We start from the raw sequence: 24,458 nt of genomic DNA on the forward strand, positions 1-24,458 counted from the left end.
GCCATACTTGCCCTTTCGCCCAATCAAGGAAACCCAATCGGTGCAGGTTTTGATCCAATGGACATTGCGGCTGATGTGCATGCTGTGGCTCACCCAAGTACCGGCAAGCCTGGCGGCCGTCAGCTTGCCCTTCAAGCTGGTGCCAGCGTTTATCCCGCTTGAACCTATGCCCCTGGCCCCCGCGGAGCAGCAGTGGCTGGCGGCGCATCGGACATTGAAGGTGGGCATTTCCATTGATGACTATCAGCCGATTGATATCACCCGCGACCGCAATCGCTACCAGGGCATCAGTGCCGATTACCTGAGCCTGGTCGGCGCTCGCCTGCAGATGCCCATGCAGGTGCTGGGCTTTGCCGAGCGGGCCCAGGCGGTTGAAGCGCTGCGCAGTGGGGCCATCGATATCCTGACCAGCGCCAATGGCTATGAACGTGATACCCCCGGGTTGCAGTTCACCCAGGACTACATGCCCGACCAATCGGTGGTAGTGCTGCGTCGTGACGAGTTTCAAGAGGACGACCTGGCGGGCAAGAAAGTGGTGCTACTCGACGGTTACGCCAATGTGCATAAGGTGCAGGCGGCCTATCCCGACAGCCACATTATGCTTGCGCCCAACCTTTACAGCGGCCTGGAAGCACTCAAGCAAGGCGACGCCGATGCGTTTATCGGCAATGAAGTGATTGTGCGGGCCTACAAGTCGCTGCGGCCTTACCTGGGCTTGCAGATCAAGGAGCAAAGCCGGCTGGCGCCCATCGGCTTTGCCTTCGCCACTCGCGCTGCGGAGCCTTTACTGGGGGCGATGATGAGCCGCGCCCTGGCGGGCATCGACGAGTCGGTGCAACGGGAAATCCTCGCCCGCTGGACCACCGGGCTCGGCGTCGGTTTCACCGGTGAGCGTGTTGAGCTGTCGGCTTTGGAGCACACGTGGTTGATGCAGCATCCTCATGTCGTGGTGGTGGCCCAGCAGATGTCGCCCTACATATTCAAGGACAAGGACGGTCACTGGGTAGGCATGAACGTCGACCTGCTGCATCGCATCTCGCGCATGACCGGTTTGCAGTTTGTCTTCGAAGAGGTGCACTCCACCGCGCAAACCCTGGAGTGGCTGGAAACCGGCAGGGCGCAGATGAACACCACCCTCGCGGCGAATCAGGAGCGCAGGGCGCTGCTCGACTTCAGTCATGGCTTTGGTGGCTCCGGCTGGGTGTTTGTCGAACGCGCCGATGCCACGCCGCTGACCGGTTTGAAACAGCTGGAGGGCAAGGTCCTGGCGCTGCCGGCGCGCCATGTGTTGGAGAGTGATATCCGCCAGATGCACCCTGGGATCGAACTACGCCTGGTGAACAATTACGCCGAGGCCCGTGAACTGGTGCAGCGCGGCGAGGCGGCGGCGACGCTGCAGACCGAAGTCGAGGTGCAGAGTTACACCGAAGATGGCTTGCGTATCGGCCGCAGTGTCGACGGCAAGTGGTCATCCAACTGCCTGTCGGTACGCAAGGACCAGCCTGAGCTGTTGAGCATTCTGAACAAGGCCCTGGAAGCGTTGCCGGTGGCCGAGTTGAACGCGTTGCGCATGCGCTGGATTGGCGCCGTGGCGATTCCGCTGCCGGTCTGGCAACGAGTGCCGCCTTGGGCCTATTGGACGGTGGCCACGGCGTTGCTGTTTGTCCTGGTATCGCTGGTATGGAACAGCCGGCTCAAGCGCCAAATTCGCCAGCGACTGGAGGCCGAGCAGCGCCTCAATGACCAATTGGCGTTCAAGCGCGCCTTGCTCGACGGCATGCCCAACCCGCTGTTCGTGCGCGACTTGGCCGGGCGGCTGATGACCTGCAACAAGAGTTATGAACAGCAACTGGCGACCCGGCTGGAGCTGATCCAGGGCCTGACGCTGATGGAGAGCGGGGTAATGCCCGAGGCGACGGCGGCGCGCCTGCACGCCAGCCACATGGAGCAATTGGCCACGCAGCAGTCGTTGTTTGTCGACCGGCAGCTGGAGTTCAACGGCGGCAGTTTTCACGTCTATCAGTGGACCGTGCCCTTCTTCGATGCCCAGGGCCGTTTGCAGGGACTGTTGGGCGGTTGGATCGATATCAACGAACGCAAAGACCTGGAGCACCAACTGATGGATGCCCGCCAGGCCGCCGACGAAGCGAACTACGCCAAAAGTGCATTTCTCTCGGCCTTGAGCCACGAGATTCGCACACCCATGACCGCCATCATCGGTTTGCTCGAGCTGGAACAGGAGCGCTGCCTTTCAAGCGGCCAGCCGGTTTCCCAAGCGCTGCAGGTGGCCCATCGTTCGGCGCGCGAGCTGATTGCGCTGATGGGCGACAGCCTGGACTTGGCCAAGATCGAGGCCGGTCACCTGCAACTGGTTCCGCAGACCACTGAGCTGAAGGGTTTCTTCGAAGGCATTCAGCGCCTGTTCGAAGCCACGGCGCAAAAAAAGGGCCTGCATTTGACCCTGGCATTTGATCCCGCCGCCCAGGGCTATTACTGGTTCGACCCGCTGCGCCTGCGCCAGGTGATGCACAACCTGTTGGGCAATGCGCTGAAGTTTACCGAGCAGGGCGGTGTTCGCCTCAGTGTCACCTGCCAAAGGGATGACACCGATACGGAATACCTGCACCTGTGCGTCGAGGACAGCGGCCCCGGAATCAGTGCCGAGCAACATCCGCGGGTGTTCAAGCCGTTTACTCAGGTGAGCGCATTGACGGCGGCGGAACATGGCGGAACCGGGCTGGGCCTGAGTATCTGCAAGCAATTGGTGGAGTTGATGGGCGGGCGCATTCACCTCGACAGCGTGGTGGGCGAGGGTACGGTGGTGTGTATTGACCTGCGTCTGGATCGAGTCAGCACCGATGATGTGCCGGCGACGCCTACCGTAACCTTGCCACCCGTAGGGCGCAGTCTGTCGGTGCTGGTGGTTGATGACCTGGCGGCCAATCGCCTGGTGCTGGCTCAGCAGTTGCAGTTCCTCGGTCATCAGGTGATTGCCCTGGATTCGGCCGAGGCCGCGTTGCAACGGTGGCGTGAGCAGCGTTTCGACGTGCTGGTGACCGATTGCCAGATGCCGGGCATGTCCGGCTATGCCTTGAGCGAGGCGATCCGGCGCATCGAAGCCGAGGAACAACGAACCCGTTGCGCGTTGATCGGTTGCACCGCGAACGCCATGAAAGATGAACAACGACGCTGCGAGGACGCCGGTATGGATGAACTGTTGGTCAAGCCGGTGACCCTGGAGCACTGGAACCGAGTGCTGGCCCGAGTTGCGCCGCAGCGGTCGTTCGATATCCAGGCCTTGCGCACCATGACCCAGGCCGACGGGCCAGTGCTGCACAGTATGTTGAAGGAACTGGCAAAGAGCCTGGACCACGAACATGAGGTATTGGCCAGCGCCCTGGCCGAGCGCGATGTTGCACGCTTGAATGCGGCGTTGCATCGGCTCAAGGGCATTTGCTCACTGGTGGACGCACTGCCGCTGGCCAAGGCGTGCGTGGCCCTGGAAAAGTGCGCGCGTGAGCAACGCGGCGCCGAGCTTGAGGAGCCTTGGTTGAAGTTGTCCGAAGTATTGAAGGTGTTTCGTCGCGACCTGCAACCCTACTTGGATGCCCAATATTAGGACATGTCCTATGGGGCTGTGCGGGGCTTCTGAGTAGTGTGTCAGGCATCTGCCCCGATGCTGACTCAATGCCCTATGCGATCTCTCAATGTCCTGATCCTCGAAGACAACCCGTTTCAATTGATGGCACTGCACCAGATGCTCAATGCCAACGGCGTGTTCAATGTACTGACCGCTGAAAATGTCGAAACGGCCCGCCAATCCCTGGACAGCAAAGGCCCGGTGGATATCGGCATCTGCGATCTGTACCTGGAGCAGGGCGATGGCCTGGAGCTGATCCGCGAATTGGCTGAGCGTCGCCTGGCCCAGGTGCTGATTCTGCTCAGCAATGCCGAGCCTGATGTGCTGGAAGGCGTGGCGAACATGGCGCGGCAAATGGGGCTCAAGGTGTTGGCGTGCTTGCCAAAACCGGCCTCGGCAACGTTGATCGGGCAGGTGTTGGCCGATTGCCAGACGCACTTGCGCCCGGGGCCACCGGTGCTGTCCTGGGAGCGCGTGCGCCAGTTGCTGGGCTTGAGCGACAGGGAGCAGTTGCCGCCGACGGCGGATGTCAGCCAGGCCACCATCGCGCGTTGTGGCAGGGTCTGGTATCAACCCATCGTCAGCCAGGCTGGTGTGCTGCAAGGTGTCGAGGCGCTGGCGCGCTGGCAGTTGCCGGAAGGTGAGTTGCTGCTGCCCGACGAGTTCCTGCCGCTGCTGGAGTTTGCCGGCATGGAAGAGGCGTTTACCTGGCACGTGCTGGAACAGGCGCTTGGCCTGGCGAACCAGGTCATGGGCGAGACCGGCCAAGTGCTGCCGGTGGCGGTGAATATTCCGGGGCGCATGCTCGAGCGCGGGCACTTTCCCCAGGTGCTGCAAGGCTTACTGCAACTTCATGGCGTGCCCGCCCATAGCCTGACCCTGGAACTGGTGGAAACCTCAACGTTGAAAACCGACAGCGCCCATGTCACCGGGTTGCTGCGCTTGCGAATGTTGGGGTGCCAGTTGTCCATCGGCGATTTCGGCATGGGCGGCACCAGCCTGCAGCATTTGCTGGAATTGCCTTTCACCGAACTGAAAATTCCCCCGGCGTTCGCCTGCGGGATGGCCAAAGACGACCGCAAGGCAGCGGTGGTGGCGGGAGCCATGAGCATGGCCAAGCGGCTGGACATCGCCGTGGTGGTCACCGGCGTGGAAACTGCCGCCGACTATCACGCCGTGGGGGAACTGGGTGCAGCGTGGCTGCAAGGTTGCTTCATTGCCCGGCCGATGGACGCTGATGCGCTCAAGCAATGGATCGCATTCCAGGCTAGGCCAGCCCGTGTTCCTGCACATAAATAAACAGCGCGGCATCGTTGCCCAGGCCCAGCTTGCGCATGGCGCCGACTTTTTGCGCACTGACGGTCTGCTTGCTGCGATGCAGGTGGGCGGCGATCGCGCCCACGGTCATGCCACTGGCCAGCAGGCGAATCACCTCCAGCTCCCGGGGTGACAGCTGTTCCTGGGAGTGCAGGCGATCGGCGCCGACTTCCCCGGCCAGGCTCAGCGCCTGGCGAATGGTCTGGGCCACATAGGGGCGTTGCTGACGCACCTGGCGGATCGCCTGCGGCAGTTCATCGGCAAGGCTGGCCTTGCTCAGCAGGCCCATCACGCCCAACGCCAGGATGGAATGAAACAGACCGGCATTATTGAGCATGGTCACCACCACAATGGGCAGGTCCGGATAGTGCCGGCGCAGTTGCTCGATCAGGCGCAACCCGTCGGCCTGGGGTTCGGCGGGCATCATGAAGTCGGTCACCAGCACATCGCAGGCACAGTGTTGCAGCAACGCATTGAGCGCTTGTGGCGAGTTGGCTTCGCCGACGATGCTGATGTGCGGGTCACGCTCGAGTACGGCGCGCAGGCCAATCAGGAAAATCGGGTGATCGTCGGCAATGACGATGCGCAAAGGCGGTTCAGACGCGGCTCTCAAGGCAGGCTCCCGGGTTAATCCAGGGATTCTAGCCTGTGAGCGGATGTTTTTTCTCTGTCATCTTTTACGTGCATGCTCGTTTTCCTTAAGCAGTGGATTACACGAAATGTAGAACTTTCTGCTTTGAGCACGGGTCACTTGAATGTCAGCCTCTTCGTGACATTTTTGTTTTTCGAACCTTTTTCGAATGATTGAGTGGTGATCGAGATGGAAAGTATCAACCTATTGCTCAGTGAAGCGCTGAGCCCTTATCAGGTTACGCTGACCACTTCTGGTGTGCGGGACGACTGCCTGGTAACCGTGAAGAATCCCGGTGGTGCCATCGTGGTTGAACGCGAAGTCGACCGTGCGCAGTTGACCGACAAACGCGTGTTGGTGGATGTGGTGGATTGCCTGCTACGCGACCTGAAAATCGCCGAAGGGCGCCTTGAACCCTCTGTCATTGCTGCCTTGCGCAACGCCGCCCAAACCCGTGGCGGCGCCCTTGCATGAAACATTATTTTTCTTCGGAACCTTCCTACGCGGCGGTCAGTCAGAGTTCGTAACAGCAAGAGCGAGCATTGTGCTCCGGTGCTTGTAGCTTGCTGTACTGGTCTTTGTAGGCCACGTTTAACCCCGAGTTGTCTCCCCACTGCTCGGGGTTTCTTTTTGCCCGCGATTTACCAACGAATTTTTTCATGGCTCGGGTGAGTCCTGGAAAATGCGCGGGTTATCTTGCAAATAATGCGCCCGGGTCTGCGGGTCCAGCCATGAGGCATAGGATTGCTGGAGCTGCGCCTGGGGGATGTCACGCAGTACCTGGTTGATGCGTTCGATGGCCTGGCGGCCTTCGGCGGTGTCCGAACAGCCAATATGGATGCGCTGGTAAGGCGCGGTGCCTTTGATTGGGAAAAACCTCAAGTCATCCGCGGCGATCTGCTGTTGCAAGGCGTGATAACGGATCTCGGGCCAGTAACCCAATACCGCTTCCAACCGGCCAAGACGCTGCATTTGCAACAAGCTGCCCAAGGCATCGTTACCGTAATGCAATGCCAGCTTGTGTGACTCTGCATGCTTGAGGCGGTCGTCGATGACAGGGCCGTAGCTGCGCTCGGCAGTCGCGCCCAGGCGGGTGCCGGGCGTGTCGAGAAAACCCTGTAGATCGAACTCGCCGGCGGCAATGAAGGGCGCCATGGCCTGCTGCTGGCTGCGCCGGATCATCACGCCATTGCTCACCACCACCAATGCCTGGGCCGAAAACGCAACGTACTGCGCCCGCTCCGGTGTCCAGAGCATTGAGGGATCGCAGGTCGTCGACGCGGCGGCCCGCAGCATCTGCGTGCCGCGGGCGCGATTGACGTGCAGGACCTGATGTTGATACTCCGGCAAGCGCTCGATCAGTTTGGGCAACAGCTGATCCAGCGCGCCCTGGCCTTTTTTCGGGCCTTCGAAGATGGTCAGGGGTGGCAAGTCGCGCAGCAACCAGGTCAGCGTGCCCTCGGCACTCGCCGGTAGCGGCCAAGTGGCTACCAACCCCGTGATAAGACACAGGCGCAGCAGTCGACGCTTGGCGCCCCCCGCCATCAGATCGCGCCATCCTCACGCAGGCGGGTGATGGCCGCGGCGTCGTAGCCCAGGGCATTGAGCACCACACTGTTGTGTTCGCCCAGTTGCGGGCCGACCCATTCACAACTGCCAGGCGTGTCCGAGAGCTTGGGCACGATGCCTGGCATCTTGAAGTCCTTGCCGTCTGGAAGCTGTGCCTTGAGGAACATTTCCCTGGCCAGGAATTGCGGGTCACCCAGCATGTCTTCGGCGCTGTAGATGCGGCTGGCGGGTACCTCGGCTTTGTTCAGTTGCTCAACCACCTGATCCAGCGGCAGCGAATTGACCCAGCGGTCGATCACGCCGTACAGCTCGTCGCGGCGCAGGTCACGCCCGTCATTGCTGGCCAACTGCGGATCATTCGCCAAGTCGTCACGCCCGATGGTCGCCATGAAGCGTTTGAAGATCGCATCGCCATTGGCGCCGATCTGCACATGCTTGCCGTCCGCGCTGGTGTGGATCGAGGACGGGGTGATGCCGGGCATGATGTTGCCGGTGCGTTCGCGAATAAACCCGAACACATCGAATTCGGGGATCATGCTCTCCATCATGGCGAAGATGGCTTCATACAGCGCCACATCCACCACTTGGCCCAGGCCACCATTGACTTCGCGATGACGCAGCGCCATCAGCGCGCCGATCACGGCCCACAGCGCAGCAATCGAATCGCCGATGGAAATCCCGGTGCGCACCGGCGGGCGGTCCTCGAAACCGGTGATATAGCGCAAACCGCCCATGGACTCGCCCACCGCGCCAAAGCCTGGCTGGTCCTTCATCGGCCCGGTCTGGCCGAAGCCCGAGAGGCGCACCATCACCAGCTTGGGGTTCAGTGCGTGCAGGGTTTCCCAGCTCAGGCCGAGCTTTTCCAGCACACCAGGGCGGAAGTTTTCGATCAGGATGTCGGCGTCGGCCAGTAGTTGCTTGAGGATCGCCAGGCCATCCGGGTGTTTGAGGTTGAGGGTCAGCGACTGCTTGTTGCGCGCTTGTACGAACCACCACAACGAGGTGCCTTCATACAGCTTGCGCCATTTGCGCAGCGGGTCGCCGCCGTCCGGGGATTCGACCTTGATCACCTCGGCACCGAACTCAGCGCAGATACGCGACGCAAACGGGCCGGCGATCAGCGTGCCCAGTTCGATGACTTTCAGGCCGGCAAGTGGTTTGGCATTAAGCGACATGGGGATCCTTACAAGCGCGGGACGGTGGTGTATTGCCTTTTAACATAGGCGAGCGCCCCAGGGATAAGGATGATGCAGCGCAGTATTCGTTGAATGGCCTCGCCATCGGTTAGACTGGCCGCCTTTCCTTGTCTCTAGAAGCCCGTTCATGGCCCAGCCGTCCACGACCTACAAATTCGAACTCAACCTCACCGACCTCGACCGTTCGGTGTACGAGAGCGTTAAACAGACCATCGCCCGCCACCCTTCGGAAACCGAAGAGCGCATGACCGTGCGTCTGCTGGCCTACGCCCTTTGGTACAACGAGCAGTTGGCGTTCGGGCGTGGGCTGTCAGATGTAGACGAGCCTGCCCTGTGGGAAAAAAGCCTGGATGATCGGGTTTTGCACTGGATCGAAGTCGGCCAGCCGGATGCCGACCGCCTGACCTGGTGCTCGCGCCGCACTGAACGCACCAGCCTGCTGGCCTATGGCAGCCTGCGCGTGTGGGAAGGCAAGGTGGTGCCGGTGGCCAACAACCTGAAAAACGTGCACATCGCCGCCGTGCCCCAGGAAGTCCTCGAGACCCTGGCCAAGGACATGCCCCGCGTAATCAAGTGGGACGTGATGATCAGCGAAGGCACGATCTTCGTCACCGACGACCGTGGCCAGCATGAAGTGCAACTGCAGTGGCTGGTTGGCGAGCGCGGTTGAAGCAAGCCCCCTCCCACATTTGAGCTGTGTTGCCTGAAGAATTGTCGTTTAACCGTTGTATTAGAAGAGAAGTGCCCGTCACCCCATGCGTATCGATCCCCGCCCATTGCCCGCCGTCCTGCCTTTTCTCGGTGAATTGCCGCCGCTGTTGACCCGCCTCTATGCCGCACGCGGGGTGCAATCGCAAGCCGAGCTGGACAAGAGCCTGGCGCGGTTGATTCCGTATCAGCAGCTCAAGGGTATCGACGCGGCGGTGGACTTGCTGGTGACTGCCCTGGAGCAGCGCCAGCGCATCCTTATCGTGGGTGACTTCGACGCCGATGGCGCCACGGCGAGCACGGTGGGTACCTTGGGCCTGCGTTTGCTCGGGGCGGCCCATGTCGACTACCTGGTGCCTAATCGCTTCGAGTATGGCTACGGCCTGACCCCGGAAATTGTCGCGGTGGCGCTGCAGCGCGAGCCGCAGTTGCTGATCACCGTGGACAACGGTATCTCCAGCGTCGAAGGCGTGGCAGCGGCAAAGGCGGCGGGTTTGAAGGTACTGGTGACCGACCACCACTTGCCGGGCGATGAATTGCCGGCGGCGGACGCCATCGTCAATCCTAACCAGCCGGGCTGCGGGTTCCCCAGCAAGGCCTTGGCCGGTGTCGGCGTAATCTTCTACGTGTTGATGGCCCTGCGTGCGCGTTTGCGCAGCCTGGGTTGGTATGACAACAGTCCACAGCCAAACATTGGTGAACTGCTCGACCTGGTGGCCCTGGGCAGCGTTGCCGACGTGGTACCGCTGGACGCCAACAACCGCATCCTTGTCCATCAGGGCCTGGAGCGTATTCGTGCCGGTCGGGCACGGCCGGGGATCAAGGCGATCCTCGAAGTGGCCAAGCGCGACCATGCCCGCATCACCTCTACCGATCTGGGTTTTATCCTCGGCCCGCGTCTGAATGCGGCCGGGCGCCTGGACGATATGAGCCTGGGCATCGAATGCCTGCTGACCACGGATTTTGCCGCCGCACGGGAAATGGCCGCGCAACTGGACGGCATGAACCAGGACCGCAAATCCATCGAGCAAGGCATGCAGCGCGAAGCCCTGGCCCAGCTCAAGGACTTGCCGGTGGAGTCGATGCCGTACGGCTTGTGCCTGTTCGACCCGGAGTGGCACCAAGGGGTGATCGGGATCCTGGCGTCGCGCATGAAGGAGCGTTATTTCCGCCCGACCATCGCCTTTGCTGATGCGGGTGACGGCCTGCTCAAGGGCTCTGGGCGTTCGGTACAGGGCTTTCATATCCGCGATGCACTGGCTGTGGTCGCCAGCCAGCACCCCAACCTGATCACCAAGTACGGCGGCCACGCCATGGCGGCGGGGTTGACATTGCCTGAGGCGAACTTCCCACTGTTTGCCGAAGCCTTTGATGCCGAAGTGCGTCGGCAACTGCGTGAAGAAGACCTCACCGGCCGCCTGCTCTCCGACGGTACATTGGCTGTGGAAGAGTTCCACCTCGAACTGGCCCGCGCCCTGCGTCATGCCGGCCCGTGGGGGCAACACTTTCCCGAGCCGTTGTTTCACGGTGTGTTCCAGTTGGTGGAACAGCGTGTCGTGGGCGAACGGCACTTGAAGGTCGTGCTCAAGACCGAATGCGGTTCAGTGAAGCTCGATGGCATTGCCTTTGGCGTGGACCGTGAGGTGTGGCCGAACCCGACCGTGCGTTGGGTGGAATTGGCCTACAAGCTGGACGTGAACGAGTTTCGTGGAAATGAAACCGTGCAGTTGATGATCGCGCACATCGAACCACGCTGAATCTCAGCCACAGCACAAGGCAAATGTGGGAGGGGGCTTGCTCCCGATAGTGGTGGCGCAGTCACAACATCATTGACTGTCACTCTGCTATCGGGAGCAAGCCCCCTCCCACATTTGGTTTTGTGTACAGCCCTGGAGCTATTCGGTTTTGGCCTGGTGCTTGACGATGATATCCACCAAACGCTTGGCGAGCGCCGGGTAGTTCTCATCGAAGTGATGCCCGCCCGGCAGCTTCAACGCTTCACCCACGGCCGTCTTGTCAGTGCAGCCACTTTCGTCGACTTCCTCGGCACCATAGATGCACACCACTTTGTCCGCCGGCAGCTTGGCCATTTCCGGGCCGGTCGCGGCTTCTTTGCCGGCGTTGCCGAGCCAACCTTCCACTTCGATTTCAAAGCTGCCGGTGCGGGCGAATGCCAGCAGGATGATCGCGTCGACCCGCTGTTGCTCGCTTTCCGGCAAGCGGTTGTAGATGGCGGGCAGCACGTCGGCGCCGAACGAATAACCGGTCAGCACAAAGCGCTTGGTGCCCCACTTCTGCCGATAGTGCTGCATCAGCTCGGTAAGGTCTTTGGCGCTTTGCTCCGGGGTCTTGTGCTGCCAGTAGTAGCGCAGGGTGTCGATGCCGACCACCGGGTAGCCGAGCTTGGCCATCTCGCCGGCCACGTCGCGGTCCAGGTCACGCCAGCCGCCGTCACCGGATAGGAACAGGGTCACGGTGTCCTTGGCTTGGCCAGCCGGCACTTCCACCACCGGAATCGCCAGGCCGCCGTTGTCCGAGCCGATCAGTTGCTTGCGCAACTCATTGTTCAGTACTTGCGGGTAATGAATGTCGTAGTCGCTGATGCTGGTGGTGGCACGCGGTGTGTCGCGTACGAAACTGGCGCTTTCATCGTCAGGGTTGTCGTTCCACGCCACCAGCCAGTTGCCATGGGCGGAGGTTTTCGGCAGCGGGTCCTTGCACCCTTCCTGAGACAGTGCGAAGCCTACGGAGATGGCGTTGGCCTTGTCGTCGTTCTGTGTGGCCAGCCAGCGCCAGGCGAGGGCGGCGCCAGGGCCGATGCCGCTGACCAGCGTCGTAGGGCCTTTAAGCTGGGCCAGGGCGCTTTGCAGGGCTTGTTCCTGCAATGTGCAGTCAGCCTTGGGCAGGATCACCTGAACGATTCGCGCTGCGCCGCCCTGGCTCAGGGCAATCAATTGGCTGTCGGTCAGGGCTTCGTCGGCCATCACGGCCACGGCCACGCGGGCTTTCGCGGCGCTGGCCGGGGTCACGCGGGTCATCACCGAACCGTCGGCCTGGGGCAATTGCTCCAGGGTCGGTTGCGGGGCAGGGCGGTTCCAGTACCAAAAGCCACCCGCCGCGATCAGCGCAAGCAGCACTACAAGGGCCAATACATACCGCCAGGAGCGTCGAATCATCAGCGTTTCACCAATCCAGTCAAGCCGCCCGCGATCAGGGCGGCGGTATCGGCCAGTGCCACCAGCGGATCAAGTCCTGCGGGCACGGCCATGTAACGGGGTTCCCAGTCAGGCTGGAACTTGTCTTTGAAGCGGCGCAAACCTTGAAAGTTATACAGTTGCTCGCCACGGCGGAACACCATCGAGCCCAGGCGTTGGGTCAAGGGTGCGCCACGGCGGGGTTGCAGACCCGACAGCGGCACCATGCCGAGGCTGAAGCGGGCGTAGCCGTGGTTCTTATAATGTTGAATCAGGCCAACCATCATGAATTCCATGGTCAGCTTGGGTGCGTCCGGGTGGGCGCGCATCAGGTCGAGGCTGGCCAGGTCGTGGTTGTAAGTCTCGAGCAGGTTGGCGAAAGCCACCGGGCGACCTTCGAAGCGAATGATCGCGATACGGAAGTGCTTGAGGTAGTCGTCACTGAAACGGCCCAGGGAGAAGCCCTTTTCGCGCACATTCTTACCGGTAAGCCACGCATCGGAGATGACTTTTAATTCATCCATCGGTGCCTGGCCTGGCTCGAAGATCTCCAGGGACAGACCGTCCCGGGTGCCACGGTTCCAGGTGTAGCGCAAATCCTTCATCTCTTTGCCCTTGGCTTCCAGGTCAAAGCGTTTCAGGTCGACGCGGGCTTCTTCGCCCAGCTTGATCGCAGTGAGGCCGATGTCCATGTAGTACGGCAGGTTCTCGGCACGTACCTGATAAAACACCGGGCGGGCGTGGTGGATGTCACACAGGTCACGGAACTGCCAGATCATCTCGGCGCGGGGTTGGGTCGGGCCGATCGGGTCATACAAGGCCACCAGGCTGCGCCCGCGACGGGCGTACATCAGGAAGGCTTCATCGTTAGGGTGGAACAGCAGCGCCTTGTCACCGGTCAGCGCCAGGCCGCCGTCGGGTTGGGAGGAGGCCATCAGGATTTTGGTGGCGCGCTCCAGTTCTTCAGGTGTAGGCAAGTGGATGACCGGGCGTGCAGTGCGCAGCAGCCAGGTCAGCGACACAATCACCAGCAGCACGGCGGCGCCCAGCAATGAGCGCAAGCCTCGCGGGGCGTTGGCGTCGAGGGTGAACTGCCACCACAGTTGATGGCTGTAGGGCACGTCCTGATAGGCGAACAACAGCAGCCAGATCGAAGCGCCGAGTACACAGACACTGGCCACCAGGTACAGCGGCGAGAACGGCAACTCGGTCAGGCGGCTGGCGCGGTAGAACGAGCGACGGAAGATTGCCAGCAGCACCGCCGTCATGGTCATCAGGCTGGCTTCTTCCCAGTCGAAGCCTTTAAGCAGCGAGAGCAGGGCACCCACCAGCAGCAGCACCATGGTCAGCATCCAGGCTGCCGACAAACGTCGACGCAGGCCCTGGGCGAGCAGCAGGCACAACACGCCGATCAGGCTCGCGCCAAAGTGCGACGCGTCAATCAGGCGGTGGGGAATCAGGAAGCCGATGTTTTCCAGGCGTGAGTCGATCTCCGGCGTGGCGCCGGAAAACAGCAGGACCACGCCGGACAAAAAAACCAGGACGGCCAGTACTGGCGCCGCCAGCCCCGAAGCCACTCGCAGGCTCTGCTGGGTCTGGAACAGGCGCTGTGCCTCGTTGACCAGCAGGAACACACAGGCGATCAGCAGCGGCAGCACCACGTAGATCATCCGGTACAGCAGCAAGGCAGCAGCCAGAGGCGCGGCACCGAGTTTGTCGGCGAAGGCTGCCAGCAGGATCGCTTCGAACACACCCACGCCGCCCGGTACATGGCTGAGCACACCGGCGGCCAGGGCCAGCAGGTACACCAGCAGGAATGGACCGAAGGGTGGTGCTTCCGGCAAGAGCAGATAAAGGACGGTGGCGGCAGCGGCGACGTCCAGGGCGGTGATGATCAGTTGCACGAAGGTCAGGCGCCGACCGGGCAGGCGCAATGTACGGCGCCCGGCCTTGACCAGCAGGTTGTCGGGGTAGGGTTGTTCCGGCAGGCGGCGGCGATAGATGCCGATGCACAATGCGGCTGACAATAGCAGCACGGCGCCGGCGACGCCGCCGAGCAGGCTTTGCGGTAAATGCAGGTAAGTGGAGGCTGCCGGCAGGTTGCTCAATGTGGCCAATGCGGCCAGTGGCGGCAGGGCGCAGCCCAGGGCCAGGCTGGCGAACACCGTCATGTGCGCCACTTCCGACGCGCCGATGCCATGGCGTGCATATAAACGGTAGCGCACCGAACCGCCCGAGAGCATCGACAAGCCAATGGCGTTGCCGATGGCAAAAGCGGTGAAGCCACCCAGGGCCAGGGTCTTGGCGGGCAACTTCACCCCGGCATAACGTGCGCCGGAGAATTCATAGCCGAGCAGGATAATGAAGCCGGCGACCGCCGCCGCAAATGCACCGAGCAAGGCTGGCTTGGGCACTTCCAGAATCGAATCGTGAAGGGCGTAGAGGTCCAGTTCCAACAGCAGGTGTCGGCAGGCGATCAAGGCGATTGCAAACAACAGCAGCGTAACGGCCAGGCCGATGGGTTGCCGGTACTTGCTCAACAGCTCCAGCCAACGCAAACGGGTGGGGGCGATTGGTTGTTCCGCTGTGACGGTGTCGTGTGGTTCAGACGAGTTGGCGCGCATCAATCACCTCGTGGATTGTGCGCGACAGGATGGAGGTATCCAGCCAAGTTACCAATCCCTATGGACAAAATAATTACAAATATTAACGCGGATCGCCGGGTGCGGCGACTGCGGCCATTGGTCGTAGAGGGTAGCGCTTGAGCATTGAGCATAGCGTGCAGTGAGATGGACTCCACAAACCCTGTGCGGTTTCATGAAAGATGCCATGCCATTGTTTCAGAAGAACTTTTTCACCGGATACAAAAAAGGCCACTCTTTCGAGTAGCCTTTTTTGATGTTTGGTTGCGGGAGCCGGATTTGAACCGACGACCTTCGGGTTATGAGCCCGACGAGCTACCAGACTGCTCCATCCCGCGTCTGTGGGCGGCATTCTACAGCCCAGCGGCAGGGTGTCAACCGTTAATGCGCCGATGGCGTAAATAAGCGCTAATTATTCTGAAATCAAGGCCTTGGCCGCATTTTGCAGAAGCGGCGGATGAAAAACAGGCGCGCACAAAAAAGGCCACTCTTTCGAGTAGCCTTTTTTGATGTTTGGTTGCGGGAGCCGGATTTGAACCGACGACCTTCGGGTTATGAGCCCGACGAGCTACCAGACTGCTCCATCCCGCGTCTGTGTGTCGGCATTCTACAGAGGAACGCGGGTGTGTCAACCTGTGAATCAAAGAAAAGCGCTTGTGGTTCAATCGGTTAGCTCTCCAATGCGAGGTCGTGAACCGCTCGGGACCAGTCAGGCCAAGGCTTTCAGCTCTATCGGAAGGCTAAATTCGATTGAGAAAATAAATTCATCCGGGAAATTTCTTACCACTTGGAAGGAAGAATCAAACTACTGGTGCTATATACAGGGGTGAATGCGATACTGCCCACCCGTTGGTTCACACCCCGTTTATATGACGCAGCGCAAAATCATCCACGTCGACTGTGATTGCTTCTACGCCGCCATCGAGATGCGCGACGACCCGAGCCTGGCGCAAAAGCCGTTGGCCGTCGGCGGCTCGGCTGATCGTCGGGGGGTGATCGCCACCTGCAACTACGAAGCGCGGGCGTACGGGGTTCGTTCCGCCATGTCGTCGCGCCACGCCTTGAAGCTGTGCCCGGACCTGACCATCGTCAAGCCGCGCATGGATGCCTATAAAGAAGCGTCCAAGGAAATCCAGACGATCTTCCGCGACTACACCGACTTGATCGAGCCGTTGTCGCTGGATGAAGCCTACCTCGACGTCTCTGACAGCCCGCATTTTGGCGGCAGTGCCACGCGTATTGCCCAGGACATCCGTCGGCGGGTCTCCAACCAGCTGCATATCACCGTGTCTGCCGGGGTGGCGCCGAACAAGTTTTTGGCCAAGATTGCCAGCGACTGGAAAAAACCCAACGGCCTATTCGTGATTACCCCGGACCAGGTCGAAGACTTTGTGTCGATATTGCCGGTGAGCAAATTGCATGGGGTCGGCAAGGTAACCGCAGACAAGCTGGCGCGCCTGGGCATCGAAGACTGCCTGCAGTTGCGCGAGTGGAACAAATTGGCGCTGGTGCGCGAATTCGGCAGTTTTGGCGAGCGCCTCTGGAGCCTGGCCCGTGGGATTGATGATCGCGTGGTGCAGAACGACAGCCGTCGACAGTCCATCAGTGTGGAAAATACCTACGATGTGGATTTGCCGGATCTTTCAAGCTGCCTGGCGAAACTGCCCGAGCTGATGGAAACCCTGGCTGGACGCATTGCGCGTATAGACAGTAGCTACCGGGCGGGCAAGCCGTTCGTCAAAGTGAAGTTTCATGACTTTACCCAGACCACCTTGGAGCAAGCCGGGGCAGGGCGGGATCTGGAAAGTTATCAACAGTTGCTGACCCAGGCGTTCAATCGCGGGGGGAAGCCAGTGCGATTGTTGGGAATTGGCGTGCGCTTGCTGGACCTAAGCGGCGGCAATGAACAGTTAGAGTTCTCCTGGTAGATACCCGGATTAAAACTGTGGGAGGGGGTTTGCTCCCGATGGCGGTAGGTCAGTCAATGTATTCAGTGACTGAAACACCGCTATCGGGAGCAAGCCCCCTCCCACATTTAGATCTGCGGTAGTCCTCAGGTTTCAGCGTGCGCCGGGATCTGCGACAAGCCGCCCCGCATCCTTGGTCAGCGCCTGCACAAACTCCTGCTGCAACTCCGGATCATTGCGAGTCAGTTCAATCAGGCTCTGTTCCAGTTCGCTGGCTTCTTCTTCCAGGCCCAGTTCCGACAGGCGCTTGACGCGGTGTACCCACTGGTTCACTTCGTCATCTTCCAGGTCGTCGTAGATCAGGGCATGGGCTTCCAGCAATTTGCCGCGCAGGCTGTTGCTGACTGCCAGGGTCGAGTCCGTATGCACGTCGTCCTGGCCATCTTCCACGCTGATCTTCAAGGTCGTGACGCGGTTCAGGTCCTGCTCGGCGAATGGGCTGTCCAACAGGTTCAGGCGCAGTATGCCGTTGCGGTCGGTGGTCAGCTCATGGGTCTGCTTGCCGGCGCTGACCTGTACCGGGCGCTCGCTCCAGGGCAGGCTCGAATACTCCAGGCGCTTGTCACGCTGGACTTCATCGATAGCTGCCAGGTTCTGTTGCGCACGGCCGTGGGATTGCACGTTCATGAACGGGTTGATGCCGTCCACGCCGTAGCTCAGCCAGTCACGGGTCACGCTCGTGGGCAGGTTGCCGAGGGCGAAGATATTCGCAACGTTGGCGCCCACGCCGGCCACCAACGCCACTGCACCCAGCGGCATCTCATAGAGTTTGCGCCAGGGCTGGTAGGGCGTATAGCGGTCGTAACGACGGGTGACTTCGAATTCGGTGACCTCGAAGGTCTTCTGCTCATGAATGCGAACCCGGCGTTGCGGCAGCTCCAGCACTTTGGGTTCGCCTACATCGATCTGCAGGCTGTGATCGAGCAACTTACGCTCGATCCGCTCCTCGTGCTCACTGCGTTGCGACATCTGATTGGCGCAGCCGCTGACCAGCAGGGCGCCGCACAAGGCGGCGCCCCCCAGGGCTCTGGTGTTTCGCTTGAACATGACTTCTCTTGATCTGGTTTTCAGCGACGAATACGCGCCTGGAGGAAAGACAGCACGTCAGCCACCGGCAACGGTTGGGCTTCGGCTTCGGTCCGGCTCTTGTATTCCAGATTGCCATCGGCCAGGCCGCGGTCGCTGATCACGATCCGGTGCGGGATGCCAATCAGTTCCATGTCGGCGAACTTGATGCCCGGGCTGGTTTTCTTGTCCCGGTCATCCAGCAGCACTTCAAAACCGGCGGCCGTCAGTTCGGCGTACAGCTTGTCAGTGGCTTCGCGTACTTGCTCGGTTTCGTAGCGCAGCGGTACCAGGGCAACCTGGAATGGCGCCAGGGCGTCGCTCCAGATGATGCCTTTTTCGTCGTTGTTCTGCTCGATGGCAGCCGCAACCACGCGGGATACGCCAATACCGTAGCAGCCCATGTCCAGGGTGACTGGCTTGCCGTTCTCGCCCAGCACTTCGCACTTCATCGCCTTGCTGTACTTGTTGCCCAGCTGGAAGATGTGCCCGACTTCGATACCGCGCTTGATTTCCAGGGTGCCCTTGCCGTCCGGGCTTGGGTCACCGGCCACGACGTTACGCAGGTCGGCCACGGTCGGAACCGGCAGGTCACGCTCCCAGTTCACGCCGAAGTAGTGCTTGTCGTCGATGTTCGCGCCGATACTGAAGTCGCTCATCATCTCGACCGAACGGTCGATGATGATTGGCAGCGGCAGATTCAGCGGGCCGAGCGAACCGGCACCGGCACCAATGGCGTCGCGCAGTTCGGCGTCGGTGGCCATGACCAGCGGGCTGGCCACGCCAGGTTGCTGGGCAGCCTTGATTTCGTTGAGCTCGTGGTCGCCACGGATCACCAGGGCGATCAGCTTGCCTTCTTCTTCGGCGCGCACGATCAGGGTCTTGATGGTCTTTTCAATCGGCAGATTGAATTTCTCCACCAGTGCCGCGATGGTCTTGGTCTCTGGCGTATCCACCAGGCGCAGTTCCTCAGTCGGTGCTGGACGGGAAGTTTCCCGTGGCACGGCTTCGGCTTTCTCGATGTTCGCTGCGTAGTCAGAGCCGTTGCTGAACACGATATCGTCTTCGCCGGACTCGGCCAGTACATGGAACTCGTGGGAGCCGGCGCCGCCGATGGAACCGTTGTCCGCTTCAACCGGGCGGAATTTCAGGCCCAGGCGCGTGAACACGTTGCAGTAGGCCTTGTGCATGCGGTCGTAGGTGACCTGCAAGGAAGCCTGGTCGGCGTGGAATGAATAGGCGTCCTTCATGATGAACTCGCGGCCACGCATCAAGCCGAAGCGTGGGCGGATTTCATCACGGAACTTGGTCTGGATCTGATACAGGTTCAGCGGCAACTGTTTATAGCTGCTCAACTCGTTGCGCATCAGGTCGGTGATCACTTCTTCATGGGTCGGGCCAGCGCAGAAATCGCGGCCATGACGATCCTTGAAGCGCAGCAACTCAGGGCCGTACTCTTCCCAGCGCCCGGATTCCTGCCACAACTCAGCCGGTTGGGTGCTCGGCATCAACACTTCCAGAGAGCCGGCGGCGTTCATTTCTTCACGAACGATGGCTTCGACCTTGCGCATCACCTTCAAGCCCATGGGCAACCAGGTGTACAGGCCGGAGGCCAGTTTGCGGATCATACCGGCGCGCAGCATCAGCTGATGGCTGATCACAACCGCGTCGGAAGGCGTTTCTTTCTGTGTGGCGAGCAAATATTGACTGGTACGCATGGTAGGCCGTTGTCGGTTGCTTGGACTTGAAATGACTTGGGATTGTACGGGCGGTTGCTGCCGGAGTACAGGCGTGACATTGCGGGGGGATCTGACTATTGGAGATCCAAATGTGGGAGGGGGCTTGCCCCCGATGGCGGTGGGTCAGCTAAGTATCTTATAACTGACGCACTGCTAATCGGGGGCAAGCCCCCTCCCACATTGACCGAGTCGTATCAGTCGTCTTGTGTTGGACTCAACCGAATCCGCCGATTCTCCTGGAACCAGTGCAACGCAATCAGGAACAACGTCGGCACACCCAGCAAACAGGTGATCAGGAAGAAATTGTGGTACCCGAACTTCTCCACCATCACCCCTGAATACCCGCCGATCAAGCGTGGCAGCAACAGCATGATCGAGCTGAGCAGTGCGTATTGGGTGGCGGAGAACTTGAGGTTGGTCAGGCTCGACAGGTAGGCGACAAACGCAGAAGTCGCCATGCCCGAGCTGAAGTTATCCAGGGAAATGGTGACGATCAGCATCTGCAGGTCGGGGCCCATGTCGGCGAGCATCACGAACAGCAGGTTGGTGCCGGCCGAGGCCACGCCGCCGATAAACAGGATCGGCAAGATCCCGAACCGCACGATCAACAGGCCGCCCATGCCGGCGCCGAGCAACGTCATGATCAGGCCGAAGATCTTGCTCACCCCGGCGATCTGGTCCTTGGTAAAGCCCTGGTCGATGTAGAACACGTTGGCCATCACGCCCATGACCGTATCGGACATGCGGTAGGTGGCAATCAGCCCGAGCAGCAGCAGCGCCTGCCACCGGTAACGCAGGATAAAGTCATTGACCGGCGTCAGTACTGGCGCCAAGCCCCGGCGACCCATGGCTGACAGGCAGAGCGTAGTGAGGGTGATATAGAGGATGGCGCGCAGGAACGCGCGGTCTTCCATCAGCAGTTCCCACAGGCTCACGCCCTGGAACAGCACGCTGGCAAAGTCGGTGTTGTAGAGCTGGGTGAACATCGCCGGCACCGACACCAGCAGCACGATCAGTACGAACACCGACACCAGTTGGTGCGCGAAGCTGTAGCGACCGGCCTGCAACTGGGTGCGCAGGGGCACATCGGGTTCACGCATGAGCAAGGTGGTCAGCAGCGCCGGAATCATCAACACGCCGAACAGCACATACGTGCCGGTCCAGGCCGAGTGTTTGTAGTTGAAGCCGGTGGAACCGAAGCCTTCGGCAAAGAACAGCGCCCCGGCCGTGGCCAGCAGCGCGGCAATGCGATAACCAGACATGTAGCTCGCGGCCAGGGCGGCCTGGCGGCTGTCGTCGGCAATTTCCAGGCGATAGGCGTCGACGGCGATGTCCTGCGTGGCCGACGCAAAAGCGACGACCACCGCAATGGCGATCAACCAGGACAGGTGCTTTTGCGGGTCACAGAAGCCCATGCCGATCAATCCGAGGATCACCAGCGATTGGGCGAGTACCAGCCAGGAGCGACGACGCCCCAGTTTGCCGAGCAACGGCAGGCGCCATTGGTCGAGCAGCGGCGACCAGACCCATTTGAAGGCGTAGGCCAGACCGATCAGGCTCGCGTAGCCGATGGTCTCGCGGGCCACACCGGCTTCACGCAGCCACACGGAAAGCGTCGAGAACACCAACATATAAGGCATGCCGGCGGCGAAACCGAGCAACAACAGCACTAACGTCGAGGGGCTGGCATAGGCGGCGAGCGCGGCGCGCCAGGTTTTACGGGGCATGGGCTGGAGTCTGCCTCAGGTTTGCGGAAACAAAGCGCGCACTCTAACCGCTGTGCTCTACCGGGCGCCAGCCATGACGCTGAATATCCACGCGATTGTTCAGGATAGTGACGCCTTCGCTACGCAAACGCGCACGTTGTTCGTCACCCGAGGCACTGCCCACCGGCAGGCTTATCCGACCGCCGGCACCCAGCACTCGATGCCAGGGCAATCGGGTGCCCTCGGGTAACTGGCTCAGGGTGCGCCCGACCCAGCGGGCAGCGCGGCCCAGCCCCGCCAAGTGGGCCAGCTCGCCGTAACTCACCACACAGCCGGCTGGCACCTGCGCCAACGTCAGGTACAAGGCTGTGCGGCGCATCTCGGCGGGGCTTTGCGGTGTATCGGCAGGTGGGTTCACTGTGAGGGTATCCGTTTAGATCTTCGTTGTTTTGTCGGAAACGTCTGTAAGTATGGCGTTGAGAATTGAACTCAATATAAATCCTTGAGTCAGTTCTAGCCATGTAACACTATAACGCCCTTATTTTCGCCTACCCTGAGCCCCGTATCTGCTTATGTTGTCCAGAACCCTGTTGTGCCTTGCTGTTTTCAGTGCTTCCACGCCTTTGCTCGCCGATACCGTCTGGTTGAAAAACGGTGATCGCCTGACCGGCAAGATCAAAGTCTTCGACGGTGGCAAATTGCTGATCCAAACTGCCTACGCAGGCTCCATTCCGGTGGACTGGAAGCAGGTCAAGACCCTGGAAAGCGACCAGGAACTGCTGGTCAAGCAGGATGCCTACAGCGGCGAAAAGGCCAAGTCCTTGCAGGCGTCGGATGATGGCAAGGTGGTGCTGGCCAATGGCGAGGCGCCCAAGACTGTGGAGCTGGCGAGTATCCAGCAGATCATGAAGCCCAAGCCCGTCATCGAAGACCTGGTGTGGAAGGGCAACGTCGATCTGGCGCTGGACTACAAGCGCGCAGACAAAGACACCAACGACTACGACATCGACTTCAAGACCTCGGCCCGTCACGGCCAGTGGCGTCATACGGGCAAGGGTGAATACAACCGCGAATTCCAGGATGACGTCACCACTACCGACAACTGGGCGCTGGAATACAACCTGGACCGCTTTATCACCGAGCACTGGTTCTGGGAAGGTCGCCTGACCTACAAGCGTGACAAGGTCGAAGACCTGGCTCGCCAGCGCGTTGTCGGTACCGGCCCGGGCTATCAGTTCTGGGACGATGAGCTGGGCGCATTCTCCCTCGGTTCGCTGGTCAACCGCACCGATTACGAATATGCCGACGGCGGCAAGGACAACTTCTATTCCCTGGCCATGAAGTGGAACTACAACCGCTACCTGGTGGGCAAGACGGTTGAGTTCTTCACCAACGGTGAATTGGGCAAACCCCTTGCCGGGCCGGCCGAATATTCCCTGGATGCCGAGATGGGCCTGCGCTACAAGGTCACCGAGTGGGCCTCGCTCAATTTGAAGGCTGAGCGCAACGAGGTCAGTGGCAATTCCGACAGCAGCTTGAGCAAGACCCGCTACACCGCAGGCTTTGGCGTGGCCTGGTAAAACCTGCGTCGGTCGCTCTGGCAACCTGCGCGGATATTGATTACCTTGTGTTGAGATCCATTCCCATATGCCATGGGCGGCGGAACACCCGAGGAGTCATACGTTGAGCGCGCACGTTGCCAAGAACGCCCGAGAGCTGTTGCTCAAGGAATACCGTGGGGCTCTCTCCACACTGTCCAAAGCCATGCCCGGGTTTCCCTTCGGCTCGGTCGTGCCTTACTGCCTCGATGAGCAGGGTCGCCCGCTGATCCTGATCAGCCGCATCGCCCAGCATACCCATAACCTGCAAAAAGACCCCAAGTGCTCGCTGCTGGTGGGTGAGCGCGAGGCCGATGATGTGCAGGCGGTAGGGCGCCTGACCTACCTGGCCGAAGCCGAGAAGTTGGAAGACGGCGCGGCGATTGAAGCCGCTGCCGAGCGTTATTACCGCTATTTCCCTGATTCGGCCAACTACCATAAGGCCCACGACTTCGATTTCTGGGTGCTCAAACCGGTACGTCACCGTTATATCGGTGGGTTTGGCGCGATCCACTGGGTCGACCAGTTGACCTTGGCCAACCCGTTCGCCGGCAAGGCCGAACGCAGCATGATCGAGCACATGAACAGCGATCACACCAAGGCCATCGCCCACTACGTCGACCTCTGCGGTTTGCCGACCACCGAGCCTGCGCAACTGGCCGGCATCGACAGTGAAGGCATGCACCTGCGTATCGGCCAATCCCTTTATTGGTTGCCTTTTGAAGAGCCTTGCAACACGCCGACACAAGTACGCGAAGCCTTGGTTTCATTGGCTCATGCTGAGGCCTGGCCGAAAAAAACCGCCGCCAGCGCTTGAATTCACGAAACGGCGACGTCATCTAAGGTGGACTGGCAAGGCATTCTTGCGTTGAGGAACCATTTGATGCGCCCTTTTTTATTGCTCTTTCTGCTATTCCCGGTGTTGGAGCTGTTCGTATTCGTTCAAGTCAGCGGTGCGATCGGGTTTTTCCCGGCGCTGTTGCTGATCATCGCCGGCTCGATGCTTGGCGTCCTGGTGCTGCGCGTCGCCGGCCTGGCCACGGCGCTGCGTGCCCGTGAAAGCCTGAACCGCGGCGAACTGCCGGCCCAGACCATGCTTGAAGGCCTGATGATGGCCCTGGCCGGTGGCCTGCTGATCCTGCCGGGCTTTGTCAGCGATGTGCTTGGCCTGGTCCTGCTGCTGCCATTCACGCGCAAGTTGCTGGCCGGCAAGATGCGCCAGCGCGCCGAAGAAGCCGCGATTCGCCAACGCGCCTTCGCCGACGACCTGCAACCCCGTGGCGGCCCGGCCCCGCGCCAACCCCTGGGGCGTGAGGGCGACGTGATCGAAGGCGAGTTCGAACACCGCGATAGCAAATAAGCGCTTCACTGACACGGCACCTTCGGGTGCCGTGTTGCATTTGACCGGGCACCAAGACGAAAAAATTTCCGCTTCGACCCCTTGTAATAAGCTTGTGCGCCCTTATGTAACGGTCACCGCAAGGTT

General features: G+C 60.6%; 18 protein-coding genes and 2 tRNA genes. 9 read left to right on the forward strand and 11 right to left on the reverse strand.

Annotation, left to right across the window (positions count from 1 at the left end):
• Window positions 1-40: 40 nt before the first annotated feature.
• Together FRT59_RS22605 and FRT59_RS22610 are read left to right on the forward strand one after the other, a co-directional pair.
• A complete protein-coding gene (locus tag FRT59_RS22605) occupies window positions 41-3,619 on the forward strand; it encodes an ATP-binding protein (RefSeq protein WP_198832836.1) in 3,579 nt (1,192 codons plus the stop codon).
• A 75-nt stretch (window positions 3,620-3,694) separates the two neighbouring features.
• Window positions 3,695-4,939, forward strand: coding sequence for an EAL domain-containing response regulator (locus FRT59_RS22610; protein ID WP_153872444.1), 1,245 nt, complete (start codon window positions 3,695-3,697; stop codon window positions 4,937-4,939).
• On the opposite strand, the gene FRT59_RS22615 is transcribed toward FRT59_RS22610, so the two are convergent.
• Entirely contained in the window at window positions 4,908-5,570 is a 663-nt protein-coding gene (locus FRT59_RS22615) for a response regulator (protein ID WP_034115844.1), read from the reverse strand. The genes FRT59_RS22610 and FRT59_RS22615 overlap by 32 nt on opposite strands.
• Window positions 5,571-5,777: 207 nt before the next feature.
• Here FRT59_RS22615 and FRT59_RS22620 point away from each other — a divergent pair, with 207 nt between their 5' ends.
• On the forward strand, window positions 5,778-6,062 hold the full coding sequence (locus FRT59_RS22620) for a DUF3509 domain-containing protein (protein WP_153839114.1): 285 nt from the start codon (window positions 5,778-5,780) through the stop codon (window positions 6,060-6,062).
• Window positions 6,063-6,245: 183 nt separating this feature from the next.
• On the opposite strand, the gene FRT59_RS22625 is transcribed toward FRT59_RS22620, so the two are convergent.
• Window positions 6,246-7,133 carry a TIGR02285 family protein gene (locus tag FRT59_RS22625; RefSeq protein ID WP_153872445.1) on the reverse strand — a complete coding sequence of 296 codons (888 nt, stop codon included), beginning with the start codon at window positions 7,131-7,133 and terminating at the stop codon, window positions 6,246-6,248.
• Window positions 7,133-8,332 carry a CaiB/BaiF CoA transferase family protein gene (locus tag FRT59_RS22630; protein WP_034115842.1) on the reverse strand — a complete coding sequence of 400 codons (1,200 nt, stop codon included), beginning with the start codon at window positions 8,330-8,332 and terminating at the stop codon, window positions 7,133-7,135. The genes FRT59_RS22625 and FRT59_RS22630 overlap by 1 nt, the downstream gene beginning before the upstream one ends.
• Before the next feature lie 148 nt (window positions 8,333-8,480).
• Between FRT59_RS22630 and FRT59_RS22635 the strand changes: the two genes are divergently transcribed.
• A complete protein-coding gene (locus FRT59_RS22635; RefSeq protein ID WP_003193952.1) occupies window positions 8,481-9,023 on the forward strand; it encodes a YaeQ family protein in 543 nt (180 codons plus the stop codon).
• 85 nt (window positions 9,024-9,108) lie between these two features.
• Entirely contained in the window at window positions 9,109-10,818 is a 1,710-nt protein-coding gene (recJ, locus tag FRT59_RS22640) for a single-stranded-DNA-specific exonuclease RecJ (protein ID WP_153839112.1), read from the forward strand.
• Window positions 10,819-10,956: 138 nt separating this feature from the next.
• Here the strand turns inward: recJ and FRT59_RS22645 are convergent, their stop codons facing one another.
• The 4 genes from FRT59_RS22645 to FRT59_RS22660 all read right to left on the reverse strand — a co-directional run bounded on the left by FRT59_RS22645 (window position 10,957) and on the right by FRT59_RS22660 (window position 15,488).
• Window positions 10,957-12,237: a virulence factor family protein gene (locus tag FRT59_RS22645; RefSeq protein WP_153872446.1), complete on the reverse strand. Its 1,281-nt coding sequence runs from the start codon at window positions 12,235-12,237 to the stop codon at window positions 10,957-10,959.
• Complete coding sequence (mprF, locus tag FRT59_RS22650) at window positions 12,237-14,879, reverse strand: bifunctional lysylphosphatidylglycerol flippase/synthetase MprF (RefSeq protein WP_153872447.1); 2,643 nt, start codon at window positions 14,877-14,879, stop codon at window positions 12,237-12,239. Before mprF ends, FRT59_RS22645 begins: the two co-directional genes overlap by 1 nt.
• A 279-nt stretch (window positions 14,880-15,158) precedes the next feature.
• Window positions 15,159-15,235 (reverse strand) — tRNA-Met (locus FRT59_RS22655).
• Window positions 15,236-15,411: 176 nt separating this feature from the next.
• Window positions 15,412-15,488 (reverse strand) — tRNA-Met (locus FRT59_RS22660).
• Between the two features lie 278 nt (window positions 15,489-15,766).
• Between FRT59_RS22660 and dinB the strand changes: the two genes are divergently transcribed.
• Window positions 15,767-16,825: a DNA polymerase IV gene (dinB, locus tag FRT59_RS22665; protein ID WP_034115838.1), complete on the forward strand. Its 1,059-nt coding sequence runs from the start codon at window positions 15,767-15,769 to the stop codon at window positions 16,823-16,825.
• Between the two features lie 132 nt (window positions 16,826-16,957).
• Here dinB and FRT59_RS22670 read toward each other — a convergent pair whose 3' ends face one another.
• From FRT59_RS22670 to FRT59_RS22685, 4 genes are all read right to left on the reverse strand, one after another.
• Window positions 16,958-17,911 (reverse strand): lipoprotein, encoded by a 954-nt coding sequence (locus tag FRT59_RS22670; protein ID WP_034115837.1) that lies wholly within the window; start codon window positions 17,909-17,911, stop codon window positions 16,958-16,960.
• Between the two features lie 20 nt (window positions 17,912-17,931).
• A complete protein-coding gene (locus FRT59_RS22675) occupies window positions 17,932-19,647 on the reverse strand; it encodes a proline--tRNA ligase (protein WP_153872448.1) in 1,716 nt (571 codons plus the stop codon).
• 215 nt (window positions 19,648-19,862) lie between these two features.
• Entirely contained in the window at window positions 19,863-21,395 is a 1,533-nt protein-coding gene (locus FRT59_RS22680) for an AmpG family muropeptide MFS transporter (protein ID WP_153839108.1), read from the reverse strand.
• Window positions 21,396-21,438: 43 nt separating this feature from the next.
• Entirely contained in the window at window positions 21,439-21,753 is a 315-nt protein-coding gene (locus tag FRT59_RS22685; protein ID WP_052224498.1) for an MGMT family protein, read from the reverse strand.
• A 193-nt stretch (window positions 21,754-21,946) separates the two neighbouring features.
• Here FRT59_RS22685 and FRT59_RS22690 point away from each other — a divergent pair, with 193 nt between their 5' ends.
• From FRT59_RS22690 to FRT59_RS22700, 3 genes are all read left to right on the forward strand, one after another.
• Complete coding sequence (locus FRT59_RS22690) at window positions 21,947-22,954, forward strand: DUF481 domain-containing protein (RefSeq protein ID WP_034115833.1); 1,008 nt, start codon at window positions 21,947-21,949, stop codon at window positions 22,952-22,954.
• Window positions 22,955-23,057: 103 nt separating this feature from the next.
• On the forward strand, window positions 23,058-23,789 hold the full coding sequence (locus FRT59_RS22695) for a HugZ family pyridoxamine 5'-phosphate oxidase (protein WP_153872449.1): 732 nt from the start codon (window positions 23,058-23,060) through the stop codon (window positions 23,787-23,789).
• A 66-nt stretch (window positions 23,790-23,855) separates the two neighbouring features.
• On the forward strand, window positions 23,856-24,332 hold the full coding sequence (locus FRT59_RS22700; RefSeq protein WP_124401781.1) for an FxsA family protein: 477 nt from the start codon (window positions 23,856-23,858) through the stop codon (window positions 24,330-24,332).
• The last annotated feature ends 126 nt before the right edge of the window (window positions 24,333-24,458 follow it).

The sequence above is a fragment of the Pseudomonas haemolytica genome, from assembly GCF_009659625.1.
Classification (GTDB): Bacteria; Pseudomonadota; Gammaproteobacteria; order Pseudomonadales; family Pseudomonadaceae; genus Aquipseudomonas; species Aquipseudomonas haemolytica.

What these genes read in the sequence shown, in the direction of transcription:
- FRT59_RS22625 (WP_153872445.1), bottom strand. Translation starts at nt 7,133, where the DNA reads ATGGCGGGGGGCGCCAAGCGTCGACTGCTGCGCCTGTGTCTTATCACG.
- recJ (WP_153839112.1), top strand. Translation starts at nt 9,109, where the DNA reads ATGCGTATCGATCCCCGCCCATTGCCCGCCGTCCTGCCTTTTCTCGGT.
- FRT59_RS22620 (WP_153839114.1), top strand. Translation starts at nt 5,778, where the DNA reads ATGGAAAGTATCAACCTATTGCTCAGTGAAGCGCTGAGCCCTTATCAG.
- FRT59_RS22700 (WP_124401781.1), top strand. Translation starts at nt 23,856, where the DNA reads ATGCGCCCTTTTTTATTGCTCTTTCTGCTATTCCCGGTGTTGGAGCTG.
- FRT59_RS22675 (WP_153872448.1), bottom strand. Translation starts at nt 19,647, where the DNA reads ATGCGTACCAGTCAATATTTGCTCGCCACACAGAAAGAAACGCCTTCC.
- mprF (WP_153872447.1), bottom strand. Translation starts at nt 14,879, where the DNA reads ATGCGCGCCAACTCGTCTGAACCACACGACACCGTCACAGCGGAACAA.
- FRT59_RS22610 (WP_153872444.1), top strand. Translation starts at nt 3,695, where the DNA reads ATGCGATCTCTCAATGTCCTGATCCTCGAAGACAACCCGTTTCAATTG.
- dinB (WP_034115838.1), top strand. Translation starts at nt 15,767, where the DNA reads ATGACGCAGCGCAAAATCATCCACGTCGACTGTGATTGCTTCTACGCC.
- FRT59_RS22635 (WP_003193952.1), top strand. Translation starts at nt 8,481, where the DNA reads ATGGCCCAGCCGTCCACGACCTACAAATTCGAACTCAACCTCACCGAC.
- FRT59_RS22645 (WP_153872446.1), bottom strand. Translation starts at nt 12,237, where the DNA reads ATGATTCGACGCTCCTGGCGGTATGTATTGGCCCTTGTAGTGCTGCTT.
- FRT59_RS22630 (WP_034115842.1), bottom strand. Translation starts at nt 8,332, where the DNA reads ATGTCGCTTAATGCCAAACCACTTGCCGGCCTGAAAGTCATCGAACTG.
- FRT59_RS22690 (WP_034115833.1), top strand. Translation starts at nt 21,947, where the DNA reads ATGTTGTCCAGAACCCTGTTGTGCCTTGCTGTTTTCAGTGCTTCCACG.
- FRT59_RS22680 (WP_153839108.1), bottom strand. Translation starts at nt 21,395, where the DNA reads ATGCCCCGTAAAACCTGGCGCGCCGCGCTCGCCGCCTATGCCAGCCCC.
- FRT59_RS22685 (WP_052224498.1), bottom strand. Translation starts at nt 21,753, where the DNA reads ATGCGCCGCACAGCCTTGTACCTGACGTTGGCGCAGGTGCCAGCCGGC.
- FRT59_RS22670 (WP_034115837.1), bottom strand. Translation starts at nt 17,911, where the DNA reads ATGTTCAAGCGAAACACCAGAGCCCTGGGGGGCGCCGCCTTGTGCGGC.